Genomic DNA, 13,263 nt, shown 5'->3' on the forward strand with positions numbered 1-13,263 from the left:
AAATGCAACGGCTGCGCAATCCAACGCAAACACACTCAATCGTGATGAACCTTCGCGCGCTTGAGCAGCTTTTTGCAGCGCTCCGACAAATGCAGCACCCGCAGGTGCTTGCCGGCCTTGCTGTAACGCTCGCGCAAGGTCATCAGCGCGGCAATCGCTGAATAGTCGACAAAGCTCAGGTGACGGCAATCGAGCGTCACCTGGGCCGGGTCATTGGCCGGGTCGAACTGGTTCAAAAACGGCGTGGTCGACGCAAAAAACAAGGTGCCGTGCAAACGATAGAGCTTGCTGCCATCAGCTTCCAGATGCTCATCGGCATACAGCTCACGCGCTTGTTGCCAGGCAAAGTTCAGCGCCGCAATCACGATGCCGCACAGCACGGCCGTGGCCAGGTCGGTGAACACAGTGATCACGGTGACCGCGATAATCACCAGCACGTCGTTGAGCGGCACCTTGTTGATCACCCGCAACGACGCCCAGGCGAAGGTCTGTTGCGACACCACAAACATCACACCGACCAGCGCCGCCAGCGGAATGCGCTCAATCAGCGGTGACAGAAACAAAATGAACAACAGGATCATCACCCCGGCAAACACCCCGGAGAATCGCCCGCGCCCACCCGAACTCAGGTTGATCACGGTTTGCCCGATCATCGCGCAACCACCCATGCCACCGAACAGCCCCGAGACCATATTCGCCGCGCCCAAGGCCACGCTTTCGCGGTCGGGGTAGCCACGGGTTTCGGTGATTTCATCGGTGAGGTTCAGGGTCAGCAGGGTTTCCAGCAAGCCGACCATGGCCATCAGGAACGCGTAAGGCGCGATGATGCTGAGGGTGTGCATCGACCAGGGGATCTGCGGCAGCGCGAACGTCGGCAGGCCGCCGGCGATGTGGGCCATGTCGCCCAGCGTGCGCGTCGGCAGGCCGAGCAAGTACACCGCCAGGCCGACGCCGAGGATAGCCACCAGCGCAGGCGGCACGGCGCGGGTAAGGCGCGGCAGCAGGTAAACGATGGCCATCGTCAGCGCGACCAGCCCGGTCATCACGTACAACGGCGTGCCGCTGAGCCAGCTGTCGCCGCTTTTGAAATGCTCCAGTTGCGCCAGTGCAATGATGATCGCCAGGCCGTTGACGAAACCCAGCATCACCGAGTGCGGCACCATGCGCACCAGCTTGCCCAGCCGCAACAGGCCGAACGCGACCATGATCAGCCCGCCCAACAGCACCGTCGCCAGCAAGTATTCAACGCCGTGTTGCACTACCAGCGCGACGATCACTACCGCCATCGAACCCGCTGCGCCAGAGACCATGCCTGGCCTGCCGCCGAACAACGCGGTGAGGGTGCAGATGATAAAGGCGCCGTAGAGGCCCATCAGCGGGTTGAGATGAGCGACCAGGGCGAAGGCGATGCACTCGGGCAACAACGCAAAGGACGTGGTGAGGCCGGCCAGAGCATCGGCGCGCAGACGGGTGAGGTTCATGAAGTACCAAGGCATTGCGGGGAATAAGGTCGGGAATGGTACGAAATTGCAGCGGGTGGGGCCAGTGAACTTATGGGGTCAGCAGGCATACCGCGCCAGTTTGGTCTGGATGAAATCCAGGAAACACTGAATACGCAGCGCCAACTGCGAGTTACGGTAGAACACCGCATGAATCGGCTGGCGATAGCCGCTGTTGAACGCCTCCAACACCGGCACCAGGCGCCCTGCGTTGATGTCTTCAACCGTCATGAAGTTCGACAGGCAGCAAATGCCCTGCCCCTCCAGCGCCAGTTGGCGCAAGGTCTCACCGCTGGACGCGGCGATGCTTGGCGCAATCAGCCAGCGGTCGCCCTCAACGTGACGTAGCGGCCAATGGTTGAGGGTTTCGGTCTGGGTGAACCCCAGCAACGTGTGGTCCGCCAATTCGGCGACTGTGCCGGGCGTGCCATAGTGTTTGAGGTAGCCGGGGCTGGCGAGGATATGCAGCGGCGTACAGCCCAGGGAACGGGCGTGCAAGGTCGAGTCGGCCAGCGCACCGATGCGAATCGCGATGTCGGTGCCCTGCTCCAGCAGGTCGATGATCACGTCATCGCTGTTCAGCTCAAGCTGGATCTCGGGGTACAAGCGACGAAATTCAGCGATGTACGGCACGATGCCATGCAGCATGAACGGCACGGCGGCGTTGATGCGCAACCGCCCCGCCGGGGTTTTCTGGCGTGACGACAGGCGCTCTTCCAACTCCTCCATTTGCGCCAGAATCACCTTGGCCTGCTCAAAAAAGTACTTGCCCTCCTCGGTCAGGTCCATGCGCCGCGTGGTGCGGTTGATCAGCGTGGTGTCGAGCTTGGCCTCCAGGCGCGACAAGGTGCGGCTGACCCCCGAGGGCGTCTGCCCGACCTGCTCCGCCGCCGCAGAAATCGAGCCGCACTCAATCACGCTGACGAAGATCTGTAATTCATCGGATCGGGCTTTCACGGGCGGTCCTCGGTAACGGTTCGCAGCAGCTTACACCGAGAGCGTGAACACCTGCGCCAGATGCTGCTCGTAGCGCGCCACATCGGCCTCGATGGCTGGGCGTTTCATCACGTCCACGCACAGAAAGGTCGGCAAAGCGCGCATGCCAAGAAACTCGTTGGCCTTGTGGAACGGGAAGTACACCGCGTCCACGCCCTTGGCTTCGAAGAAGTCAGCCGGGTCGTCAAACGCTTGCTGCGGCGCGTTCCAGGTCAACGACAACATGTACTGTTTGCCGTGCAACAGGCCGCCGCTGCCATATTTTTGCGTCGCATCGGAACGCGTGCGGCCATCGCTGGCGTAAAGGCTGCCGTGGCCTTCGGTGAACACTTCGTCGATGTACTTTTTGACGATCCACGGCGCGCCCATCCACCAACCGGGCATCTGGTAAATGATCACGTCGGCCCAGAGGTATTTGGCGACTTCTTCGGCCACGTCGTAGCCTTCGTCGATATGCGTGACTTTGACGTCGATACCGCCACGGTCCAGCACCGCCAAGGCGGCGTCGTGCAGCGTGGTGTTGTAGCGGCCGTCGGAGTGAGCGAACTTTTTGCCGCCGTTAAGCAGGAGTACTTTTTTCATGGGAGCGAGTCCAGAGGGTTATCAATGTATGCCCGCAGACTACGGAGATGGGCGCCCCGGAATAACCCTCGACGCGGCAAAATACACTTGACCTGAGCGCACGAATAGACCGGTACTTTTGATTTATCCGCTGATTAACAAATGGCCCCCCAACAACACCATGCCGATAAAAAACACCCTTTTAAACAGTTGCGCGCTGATACGCTGGCGCAGCGCCTGGCCGAGCCACATACCCAGCAACGCGGGCACCAGCGCCAGCAGTGAGGCATTTATTTCACCGCCGCCCAGGGTGCCGCGCCAAGCCAAACCGGCCGCCAGCGCCAGCGTAGACACTGTGAACGACAACCCCAACGCCTGCACTAACTCGTCTCGCGTCAAACCCAGCGCTTGCAGATAAGGCACAGCGGGTATCACGAACACGCCGGTGGCCGAGGTGATGACGCCTGTGATCAACCCGCACACCGGGCCCAGCCAGCGCTCGGTGTGTGGCTTTACGTTGAACGCGGGCAACAACAGCCCACTCAGCGCATACACCAGCAACGCCGCACCCAGCGCGCGCACCACCCAATGCCCGCCGTCCATGCCCAGCCATACGCTGCCAAACCCGCTGCCGAGGAAAATCAACAGCAGCATTGGCCACAGGCGTTTGATCAGCGACCTCAAGTGGCCACCGAACGTGAGTTGCCAGAGGTTGGTCACCGTCGAAGGAATGATCAGCAGCGCGGCAGCCTGCGCCGGTAACATAGCCAGGCCGAGCAGGCCCATGGCAACGGTGGGCAGGCCTAGGCCAATCACGCCCTTGACGGTGCCGGCCAGCAGGAAGGTGCCGAACACCAGCAGGGTCAAGGCGGGGCCGATCGTTTGGTAGAACGCCAGGGAAGTATTCATGCGCGCAGTGTGCAGGTTTTAGAGGCGGTCGCACATTCGCCATATACTGAGGCAGCCTCTTGTTTTTTGTGAGGCTGAGGGCCTCATCGCGAGCAATCCCGCTCCCACACTTGACTGTATTCACACATCAAACTGTGGGAGTGGGCTTGCTCACGATGGGGCCAGCCCAGCCAACCGAGGAGCCCGCGATGCACTTTGACCTGATCGACCTGCGCTTGTACCTGCATATTCTTGACACCGGCAACATTACCGCAGGCGCCAGCCGCAGCCATTTGTCGCTGGCCGCCGCCAGCGCGCGCATCCGGGCGATGGAGGCGTCGCTGGGCACCGCGTTTCTGCAGCGCGGGCGCCGAGGCGTCACGCCCACTGCCGCCGGTAAAGCGCTGGCCAGGCACGCGCGCTTGCTGCTGCAACAGGCTGAGCACCTGCAACACGACCTGGCGGAATACGCTAATGGCATCAAAGGCCAGGTGCGCCTGCTGTGCAACACCACCGCCCTCAGCGAATACCTGCCGGAGTTGCTCGCGGATTTTTTGCGCGAACACCCCAACCTCGGTATCGAGCTGCAAGCGCTGCCAAGCCTGCGCATTACCCAAGCCTTGCGCCAGGGCACGGCAGACCTCGGGATCATTTCCGACGCAGTAGACGCCCATGGCCTGCAGACCCTGGCCTTTCGCGACGACCCGCTGGTGCTGATCATGCCGCTGGAGCACCCGTTGGCGAGCGGGCCAGTGAGTTTTGTCGACAGCCTGCAACACGACTACGTGGGCCTGGCCGCGCATAGCGCGCTGGCGGTGTACCTGGAAGAACAGGCGCTGCACGCGGGCTTTCGCTTGCAAACACGAATCCGCGCCGACGGCTTTGACGGGCTGATTCGCATGGTCGCCCACGGTGCCGGCCTGGGCATCGTGCCCCAGGCCGCATTGCAACGTTGGCCGCTGGAACGCCGCGTCAAGGTGCAACCTTTACGCGAAGCGTGGGCCTGTCGCACGCTGCTGCTGTGCGCGCGTTCGTTCGAACAGTTGCCCGGTTACGCCAAAGCCTTGTTCGATGCCTTGGCCCTGCCCGTGCGGAAAACCCCGTAGTACAGCGATCCCTGTGGGGCTTGCGCCCTGCCAAAGGCTCGCGCCAATGGTCGAGTCGACCCCGCAATGGCTAGCAGATCAGGCACTTGATGGCGCTCAGCTGTATTACGAAAAGTTTACGCAGAGTAATATCTGCCCCCTCAGCACTTCTGAGGGCGGGTGCGGCGTGCAATCCCCCTCAAGAAATACCAGTCGATAGGAAAGTTAATGGCGGATGACATGGTTAAACCGGTAGGCCTCAAGCGTGGCCTGAAGAACCGGCATATTCAGCTGATTGCCTTGGGAGGGGCGATTGGCACGGGGTTGTTCCTTGGCTCGGCCGGGGTGCTCAAGTCGGCAGGCCCGTCGATGATCCTGGGTTACGCGATTGCGGGTTTTATCGCGTTCCTGATGATGCGCCAGCTCGGCGAGATGATTGTCGAAGAGCCAGTGGCCGGCTCCTTCAGCCACTTCGCGCATAAATATTGGGGCGGTTACGCAGGCTTTTTGTCAGGCTGGAACTACTGGGTACTTTACGTACTGGTGGGCATGGCCGAACTGACGGCGGTGGGCAAGTACATCCAGTTTTGGTGGCCGGAAATCCCCACCTGGGTCAGCGCGCTGGTATTTTTTGTGGCGGTGAACCTGATCAATACCCTGAACGTGAAGTTCTTTGGTGAAACCGAGTTCTGGTTTGCGATCATCAAGGTGGTGGCAATTGTCGGCATGATCGTGCTCGGCTGCTATCTGCTGTTCAGCGGCACCGGCGGCCCACAAGCCTCGGTCAGCAACTTGTGGAGCCACGGCGGGTTCTTCCCGAATGGCGGCATGGGGCTGTTGATGGCGATGGCGTTCATCATGTTCTCGTTTGGTGGCCTGGAGCTGGTGGGTATCACCGCCGCCGAGGCCAGCGAACCGCGCAAAGTGATCCCCAAAGCCATCAACCAGGTGGTGTACCGCATCCTGATTTTCTACGTGGGCGCGCTGACCGTGCTGCTGTCGTTGTACCCATGGGACCAACTGCTGCAAACCCTCGGCGCGTCGGGCGACGCATACAGCGGCAGCCCGTTTGTGCAGATTTTCTCGCTGATCGGCAACGACACCGCCGCGCATATCCTCAACTTCGTGGTGCTGACCGCTGCGCTGTCGGTATACAACAGCGGCGTGTACTGCAACAGCCGCATGCTGTTCGGCCTGGCCGAGCAAGGCGATGCGCCCAAAGCGCTGATGAAGCTGAACAAGCAAGGCGTGCCGCTGCGCGCACTGGCGGTTTCGGCGTTGGTGACGATGCTGTGCGTGGTGGTCAACTACATAGCGCCGCAGAATGCGCTCGGGCTGCTGTTTGCGTTGGCGGTTGCATCGCTGATGATCAACTGGGCGCTGATCAGTATCACCCACATCAAGTTCCGCAAAGCCATGGGCGAGCAAGGCGTGGTGCCGTCGTTCAAGACCTTCTGGTTCCCGTTCAGCAACTACCTGTGCCTGGCGTTTATGGCAATGATCATCAGCGTGATGCTGGCGATCCCGGGCATTCGTGAGTCGGTGTTTGCAATGCCCATCTGGATCGGGATTATCTACATTGCCTACCGGTTGCGGGTCAAAAACGCGAACTCTGCCGTGGTGCGCTAACCCCATTTGCATGACCTCTGCCGCGACATGGCGCGCGCAGAATCAGATAAGTCCTGCCCTCCTTCAAACGAGTCCTAGGTCAGTTTAAAAGGGGTTTACAGCAGCCTGTGATGAGCACTTCCACTCACGCAGGCTGCTTAAATGAACACAACAATCAACGTAGGCGTTTTAACCCTTTGCTCCTTTCTTGCGCCCAGCGTATTCGCTGACTTCATCAGTGACAGTACCGGCAAGCTCGAACTGAAAAACTTCTACTACAACCGCGACTATCGCGACCCCGATGCCATGCAATCCAAGCGCGAGGAGTGGGCACAGGGTTTCGCCTTGCAACTGGAGTCGGGCTTTACCGAAGGTACCGTGGGTGTGGGCGTCGATGTGCTCGCCATGGCCGGGTTCAAGCTCGACTCAAGTGCCAGCCGAACCCGCAGCGGCCTGCTGCCGGTGCGAGAATCCGGCAAAGCCGAAGACAGCTACGGCGAGGTAGGTTTTACCGCCAAACTGAGGGCCTCAAAAAGTACACTGAAAATCGGCACACTGGTGATGCCGCCACTGCCGTTTTTGGAAAAAAACATCGGCAGTTTGCAGCCGCAACTGTTCAAAGGGGGCTACCTGCGCTCGCAGGAAGTGCAAGACCTGACGCTGGATGCGGGCAGAATCACCCAGGTCAATCAAGGCAATTCCACCAACTATGAAGCGCTGGGTGTGGGTACCGGCTCACGCAAGAACATTGTCGTGCGGGGCAAGAACCAATCGAACGCGTTCGACTTCGCCGGCGGCAGTTACGCCTTCACTAAACAACTCACCGGCAGTTACTACTACAGCGCGCTGGATGACCTTTACACAAAACACTCTGCCACCGTTCAACATACCTACCCGATCGCCGAGAACCAAAGCCTGAAGAGCGAACTGCGTTACGCGCGCGCGACCAACAACGGCAACAGCAACATCGACAACACCGCGTTGGGCGCGCTATTCAGTTATTCATTGGGGTCGCATAAATGGACCGGCGCTTATCAAACCATGTCAGGCAATACGGGATACGCATCCCTGAGAGGAAGCTTTTCGTCGCTGGTGAATTTTTTCCAATACAGCGACTTCGCCAATAAAGATGAAAACTCCTGGCAAGCTCGCTACGACTATGACTTCACCGCACTCGGCGCGCCTGGCCTTTCGCTGTTTACTCGCTATGCATCGGGCAGCAACGTAGACCGCGGCCCAGGGCGCTCGGACGGCCACGAATGGGAACGCGATATCGACGTGACGTATGCGTTCCAGAACCCGACGCTGAAAAACGTGAAGGTACGTTTGCGCAACGCAATGGTGCGTTCCAACTTTGAACGCAATGTCGACGAAACGCGCTTGATCGTCAGTTATGAGCGGCCACTGTGGTAACGCGTAGCCTGTAAAAAACGAGAGCCCACCCACGCGGGCTCTCGCAAATTCGCCTACACGGGCTTGCGATAGCTGTTGATGATCGCCGAGAAGTCCTTGCCACCTTCCCCGCGCTGGCTCATCGATTGATACAACTGTTGAGCCACGGCGCCGAGGATCACCGGCTGCTTGGCCTGGCGCGCGGCCTCAGTGGCCAAGCCCAGGTCTTTGAGCATCAGGTCGGCGCCGAAACCGCCGGTATAACCCCGCGACGACGGCGCAGTGTCGATCACACCGGGCCACGGGTTGTAAGTGTCCGAACTCCAGCAGCGCCCGGTGGAGCTGTTGATGATGCCAGCCAGCACGCGGGTGTCGATGCCCAGCGCGTCGCCCAACGCCATGGCTTCGCTGACGCCGACCATGCTGATGCCGAGCAACAGGTTGTTGCAGATCTTGGCGATTTGCCCGGTGCCGACGTCACCGCAATGCACGATGTTGCGGCCCATCTGCGCCAACACCGGTTGCAAGGTGGCGAACAGTTCCGGGGGTGCGCCGACCATAAACGTCAGCGTGCCGGCACTGGCGCCGCCGGTGCCGCCGGACACCGGCGCATCGGCCATTACCACGCCTTGTTTGACGGCGGCAGCGGCCACATCGCGCGCGGTTTGCGGGTCGATGGTGCTGCAATCCACCGCCGGTACGCCTTCGCCGATACCGGCCAAAACGCCGTCGTCATTCAGCCACACACTGCGCACATGCGCAGCGGCCGGCAGCATCGTAATGACCAGCTCAGCACCGTGCGCCGCATCACGCGGCGAGTCGCTGATGCGGCCACCCAGTTCGGCCAGCTCTTTGAGTACCGCCTGGTTGAGGTCGAACAGGCTAAGCGCGTGGCCGGCCTTGATCAGGTTGCGGGCCATGGGCGCGCCCATATTGCCCAAGCCGATAAATGCAATTTTCATGGTCGTCTCCCGAACTCAGCGCAGGTTGATGGTGGTGTTGACGCCATCATTGACCGTGTCGTCGTCAAACCAGCGGCTGGTGACGGTTTTGGTCTGGGTGTAAAACTGCACCACTTGCTTGCCGTACGGGCCGAGGTCGCCGAGCTTGGAGCCACGCGAACCGGTGAAACTGAAGAACGGCACCGGCACCGGGATCGGGATGTTAATGCCGACCTGGCCCACGTCAATTTCGCTCTGGAACTTACGCGCCGCCGCGCCGCTCTGGGTGAACAAACCGGTGCCGTTGCCGAACGGGTTAGCGTTGACCAGTGCGATGGCCTCATCGAGCGTCGCGACTTCGAGCACCACCAGCACCGGGCCGAAGATTTCCTGGGTGTAGATCTGCATATCCGTGGTCACGCTCGAGAACAGCGTCGGGCCGACGAAGTTGCCTTGCTCAAAACCCGGCACCGTGATGTCGCGGCCGTCCAGCTCCAGCGTGGCGCCTTCTTTCACGCCGCTTTGGATCAACTCCAAAATGCGTGCCTTGGCGCGCCTGGAAATCACCGGGCCAACATCGGTGCCCGCTTCGCTGCCGGCATTCACGGTGAGCTTTTGCGCCAGCGCCTTAAGGTCCGGCAGCCACTGCTTGGCCGCGCCGACCAGCACCACCACCGAGGTCGCCATGCAACGCTGGCCCGCCGCGCCAAAACCGGCACCGACCAGCGCATTCAGCGTGTGTTCGCGGTTAGCGTCGGGCAGCACCACGGCGTGGTTCTTCGCGCCCATCATCGCCTGCACGCGCTTGCCGTGTTTGCCCGCCAAGTCGTAAACATGCGTGCCCACAGCAGTCGAGCCGACGAAAGACACGGCCTTGATGTCTTTGTGCGTGCACAGCGCATCCACCACGTCTTTGCCGCCGTGCACCACGTTCAACACGCCAGGTGGCACACCGGCTTCCAGCGCCAGCTCCACCAGCAGCACGGTCGACAGCGGGTCTTGCTCGGACGGTTTAAGAACGAAGGTGTTGCCGCAGGCGATGGCCATCGGGAACATCCACAGCGGGATCATCGCCGGGAAGTTGAACGGGGTAATGCCCGCGCACACGCCGATGGGTTGGCGCAGGGTGTAGGTGTCGACGCCACTGGCGACGTTTTCAGCAAATTCGCCCATCTGCAACGTGCCGATGGAACAGGCATGTTCCACCACTTCCAAGCCACGAAAAATGTCGCCTTCGGCATCGGCAATGGTCTTGCCCTGCTCGGCGCTGAGGACCACGGCGATACGCTTGGAGTGTTCGCGAATCAACGCTTGCAGCTTGAGCATGATGCGCATGCGCGCACCGATTGGCGTCAGCTTCCAGGTCTGGAAGGCGCGGTGGGCAGCGTCGATGGCGGCATTCACTTCATCGGCCGTGGCAAACGGCACCTTGGCCAGCACTTGCTGGGTGGCCGGGTTGACGACGTCTTGCCAGTGAGTGGTCCTGGACTCGAGCCATTCACCGTTGATCAGCAGCTTGACCTGTTGCACGGCAATGTCGGCAGATGCGTTCATGAGGGTCTCCAAATCTTATAGTTATGCAGAGACAAGGCGCGTAAACCGCCTTGGGAATGAGGCGTTCGGACTGTTTTTGGAGTATAGATGTGCAAACTTCTAATAAGAACGCACATAAAAGCCGGTCCTATATGCAAAAAAACATCACGTCCTTGGGCTCCCTGAACTGGGATGACCTGAAGTTTTTTCTCGAAGTGGCGCGCACCCGCAAAGCCAGCGTCGCCGCCAAGCGCCTGGCGGTGGACTACACCACCGTGTCGCGGCGCATCAGTTCCCTGGAAGTATCACTCGGCACCTTGCTGTTCGAAAAATCGCGGACCAACGGTTTTGTCTTAACCGCCGAGGGCCAACGTTTGTTGGGTTACGCGGAGTCTATCGAAAGCACCTTGCACATGGCCTGCGAGCAAGTCTCCGGCTCCGGCGTAGCGCTCTCCGGCCATGTGCGCATGGGCTGTACCGAAGGTTTCGGCAGCTTTTTCATCACGCCGCAGTTGAGCCATTTCGTCGACACCTACCCGGCCATCTCGGTCGACATCCTGCCGCTGCCGCACTTCATCAGCCTGTCCAAGCGCGAAGCCGACATCGTTATCGCCCTGGAACGCCCGGAACACGGGCCTTACGTGTGCTGCAAATTGTGCGACTACACATTACAGCTCTACGCGACCCAGGATTACCTCGACCAACACCCGCCCATCCAACGCCCTGCCGATTTGGCCGAGCATCCGTTTATCAGCTACGTGGATGATTTAGCCTTCAGTTCGGAGCTGTTGTACCTGGCGAACGTGGTGCCCGGCGCCAGCGCAAGTTTGCGCAGTACCAGTGTGATCGCGCAGTACGTCGCGGCGCAGCAAGGCCGGTCGATGGCGATATTGCCGTGCTTTTTGGCGGCGCAGGATGCGCGGTTGTTGCCGGTGTTGGGGGAGCAGATTGCGATTACGCGGCAGTTTTGGATGTATTGCCGGGAGGATCTGCGCAAGTTGAAGCGGATCACGTTGTTGTGGGATTACATCCGGGAGGTGACGGAGCAGAACGCGGGGTTGCTGATGGGGGAAACGCGCGAGATGCGGTTTGCGGATTAAAGGGCCATCAACGACGTTTCGCTTTAACTTGCAGGACGTTTCCTAGAGACTCTCTAGCCTATTGCGCCTTACCGTTTGGGTCTCTAGCCTCTCTGGGTCGCTGCACATCAGCGATCGGGTTTAGCGATCCGGACGTCAAGAGAGGCACCGCACCAAACGAATCAGCTGGCAGCCGCCAGCTTTAAGCGTTTTATGGCGGCTGTGTGCGGGAGACCTTGAGTCTACCCGGGGCGCTCTCAACCCGGATCGCTAACCTGCACACAGCTGCCACCCTCTTCATGTTTAGCGATGTGATGTGGCGGCTCTACTTCAGCAGAGAGCAATCATCATGAGCAAAATCGTCCCCGATCCACCGCTTTCCTCCGTCACTACCCTCGGCATCGTCACCTTCGGCGACTACGGCGAAAATCAAAAACCATTGTTCCGCGTCAATTCCGGCATGCCCATCGGCGAAGCCCTGGAGCACGCCTCCACCCTGCTTTTTTACTCCAAGAAACTCGCAATGGAAGCCGCCATGGATGTACGCGGCGAGCAATACGCATGGGCCGCGCATTACCTGTGTGAGATGGGCAAAGCAGTAGTGGATGACCTGACGCAAGCAATGACGCCAGGCACTTAAGCGAACGCGGTTTGTAAAATGTGGCAAGGGGCTTGCCCCCTCCCACAGTTGAACTGCGACAGCTGCAAAATTCTGCGCCACATTCAAATAAGTGTGGGAGCGGGCTTGCTCGCGATGGCATTGGGTCAGTCAATAAATCAGTAGCCAAACCGCCGCCATCGGGAGCAAGCCCCCTTCCACAGTTGAACTGCGACAGCTGCAAAATTCTGCGCCACATTCCAATAAGTGTGGGAGTGGGCTTGCCCGCGATCACGGTGGATCAGTCAATACATCTTTGGCTGAACCACTGCCATCGGGAGCAAGCCCCCTCCCACAGTTGAACTGCGACAGCTGCAAAATTCTGCGTCACATTCCAATAAGTGTGTGCGGGCTTGCTCGCGATGACGGTGGGTCAGTCAATAAATCAGTAGCTGAACCACCGCCATCGGGAGCAAGCCCCCTCCCACAGTTGAACTGCGACAGCTGCAAAATTCTGCGCCACATTCCAATAAGTGTGGGAGCGGGCTTGCTCGCGATCACGGTGGGTCAGTCAATAAATCAGTAGCTGATCCACCGCCATCGGGAGCAAGCCCCCTCCCACAGTGGAACTGCGACAGCTGCAAAATTCTGCGCCACATTCCAATAAGTGTGGGAGTGGGCTTGCCCGCGATCACGGTGGGTCAGTCAATACATCTTTGGCTGAACCACCGCCATCGGGAGCAAGCCCCCTCCCACAGTTGAACTGCGACAGCTGCAAAATTCTGCGCCACATTCCTATAAGTGTGGGAGTGGGCTTGCCCGCGATCACGGTGGGTCAGTCAATAAATCAGTAGCTGAACCACCGCCATCGGGAGCAAGCCCCCTCCCACAGTGGAACTGCGACAGCTGCAAAATTCTGCGCCACATTCCAATAAGTGTGGGAGCGGACTTGCTCGCGATGACGGTGGGTCAGTCAATAAATCAGTAGCTGAACCACCGCCATCGGGAGCAAGCCCCCTCCCACAGTTGAACTGCGGCAGCTGCAAAATTCTGCGCCACATTCAAATAAGTGTGGGAGCGGGC

At 59.8% G+C, this 13,263-nt stretch carries 11 protein-coding genes; 5 read left to right on the forward strand and 6 right to left on the reverse strand.

Going from position 1 to position 13,263, the window contains the following annotated elements:
* Nucleotides 1-35 precede the first annotated feature (35 nt).
* The 4 genes from ACOZK9_RS26000 to ACOZK9_RS26015 form a co-directional block, all read right to left on the reverse strand.
* Complete coding sequence (locus tag ACOZK9_RS26000) at nucleotides 36-1,481, reverse strand: SulP family inorganic anion transporter (protein WP_058414175.1); 1,446 nt, start codon at nucleotides 1,479-1,481, stop codon at nucleotides 36-38.
* 78 nt (nucleotides 1,482-1,559) lie between these two features.
* Complete coding sequence (locus tag ACOZK9_RS26005) at nucleotides 1,560-2,456, reverse strand: LysR family transcriptional regulator (RefSeq protein ID WP_058414174.1); 897 nt, start codon at nucleotides 2,454-2,456, stop codon at nucleotides 1,560-1,562.
* 30 nt (nucleotides 2,457-2,486) lie between these two features.
* Nucleotides 2,487-3,077, reverse strand: coding sequence for an NADPH:quinone oxidoreductase MdaB (gene mdaB, locus ACOZK9_RS26010; protein WP_058414173.1), 591 nt, complete (start codon nucleotides 3,075-3,077; stop codon nucleotides 2,487-2,489).
* A gap of 123 nt (nucleotides 3,078-3,200) precedes the next feature.
* Nucleotides 3,201-3,965: a sulfite exporter TauE/SafE family protein gene (locus ACOZK9_RS26015; protein ID WP_058414172.1), complete on the reverse strand. Its 765-nt coding sequence runs from the start codon at nucleotides 3,963-3,965 to the stop codon at nucleotides 3,201-3,203.
* A gap of 188 nt (nucleotides 3,966-4,153) precedes the next feature.
* Between ACOZK9_RS26015 and ACOZK9_RS26020 the strand changes: the two genes are divergently transcribed.
* The 3 genes from ACOZK9_RS26020 (at nucleotide 4,154) to ACOZK9_RS26030 (ending at nucleotide 8,050) form a co-directional block, all read left to right on the forward strand.
* On the forward strand, nucleotides 4,154-5,050 hold the full coding sequence (locus tag ACOZK9_RS26020; protein ID WP_421556885.1) for a LysR substrate-binding domain-containing protein: 897 nt from the start codon (nucleotides 4,154-4,156) through the stop codon (nucleotides 5,048-5,050).
* A gap of 207 nt (nucleotides 5,051-5,257) precedes the next feature.
* On the forward strand, nucleotides 5,258-6,658 hold the full coding sequence (locus tag ACOZK9_RS26025; RefSeq protein WP_421556886.1) for an amino acid permease: 1,401 nt from the start codon (nucleotides 5,258-5,260) through the stop codon (nucleotides 6,656-6,658).
* A gap of 141 nt (nucleotides 6,659-6,799) precedes the next feature.
* Nucleotides 6,800-8,050, forward strand: a complete 1,251-nt coding sequence (locus tag ACOZK9_RS26030; protein WP_421556887.1) for an OprD family porin — start codon at nucleotides 6,800-6,802, stop codon at nucleotides 8,048-8,050.
* Nucleotides 8,051-8,103: 53 nt separating this feature from the next.
* Here ACOZK9_RS26030 and mmsB read toward each other — a convergent pair whose 3' ends face one another.
* Both mmsB and ACOZK9_RS26040 read right to left on the reverse strand, forming a co-directional pair.
* A complete protein-coding gene (gene mmsB, locus ACOZK9_RS26035) occupies nucleotides 8,104-8,991 on the reverse strand; it encodes a 3-hydroxyisobutyrate dehydrogenase (protein ID WP_421556888.1) in 888 nt (295 codons plus the stop codon).
* A 15-nt stretch (nucleotides 8,992-9,006) separates the two neighbouring features.
* Nucleotides 9,007-10,524, reverse strand: coding sequence for a CoA-acylating methylmalonate-semialdehyde dehydrogenase (locus tag ACOZK9_RS26040; RefSeq protein WP_421556889.1), 1,518 nt, complete (start codon nucleotides 10,522-10,524; stop codon nucleotides 9,007-9,009).
* Nucleotides 10,525-10,655: 131 nt separating this feature from the next.
* Here ACOZK9_RS26040 and ACOZK9_RS26045 point away from each other — a divergent pair, with 131 nt between their 5' ends.
* On the forward strand, nucleotides 10,656-11,603 hold the full coding sequence (locus ACOZK9_RS26045) for a LysR family transcriptional regulator (protein ID WP_099235574.1): 948 nt from the start codon (nucleotides 10,656-10,658) through the stop codon (nucleotides 11,601-11,603).
* A gap of 328 nt (nucleotides 11,604-11,931) precedes the next feature.
* Nucleotides 11,932-12,222: a DUF3077 domain-containing protein gene (locus ACOZK9_RS26050; protein ID WP_099235575.1), complete on the forward strand. Its 291-nt coding sequence runs from the start codon at nucleotides 11,932-11,934 to the stop codon at nucleotides 12,220-12,222.
* Nucleotides 12,223-13,263: the final 1,041 nt, after the last annotated feature.

Source organism: Pseudomonas kitaguniensis (assembly GCF_049199985.1).
GTDB lineage: Bacteria > Pseudomonadota > Gammaproteobacteria > Pseudomonadales > Pseudomonadaceae > Aquipseudomonas > Aquipseudomonas kitaguniensis.

Coding starts and splice junctions, on each gene's coding strand:
- ACOZK9_RS26000 (WP_058414175.1), bottom strand. CDS start 1,481: ATGAACCTCACCCGTCTGCGCGCCGATGCTCTGGCCGGCCTCACCACG.
- mdaB (WP_058414173.1), bottom strand. CDS start 3,077: ATGAAAAAAGTACTCCTGCTTAACGGCGGCAAAAAGTTCGCTCACTCC.
- ACOZK9_RS26015 (WP_058414172.1), bottom strand. CDS start 3,965: ATGAATACTTCCCTGGCGTTCTACCAAACGATCGGCCCCGCCTTGACC.
- ACOZK9_RS26020 (WP_421556885.1), top strand. CDS start 4,154: ATGCACTTTGACCTGATCGACCTGCGCTTGTACCTGCATATTCTTGAC.
- ACOZK9_RS26025 (WP_421556886.1), top strand. CDS start 5,258: ATGGCGGATGACATGGTTAAACCGGTAGGCCTCAAGCGTGGCCTGAAG.
- ACOZK9_RS26030 (WP_421556887.1), top strand. CDS start 6,800: ATGAACACAACAATCAACGTAGGCGTTTTAACCCTTTGCTCCTTTCTT.
- mmsB (WP_421556888.1), bottom strand. CDS start 8,991: ATGAAAATTGCATTTATCGGCTTGGGCAATATGGGCGCGCCCATGGCC.
- ACOZK9_RS26040 (WP_421556889.1), bottom strand. CDS start 10,524: ATGAACGCATCTGCCGACATTGCCGTGCAACAGGTCAAGCTGCTGATC.
- ACOZK9_RS26045 (WP_099235574.1), top strand. CDS start 10,656: ATGCAAAAAAACATCACGTCCTTGGGCTCCCTGAACTGGGATGACCTG.
- ACOZK9_RS26050 (WP_099235575.1), top strand. CDS start 11,932: ATGAGCAAAATCGTCCCCGATCCACCGCTTTCCTCCGTCACTACCCTC.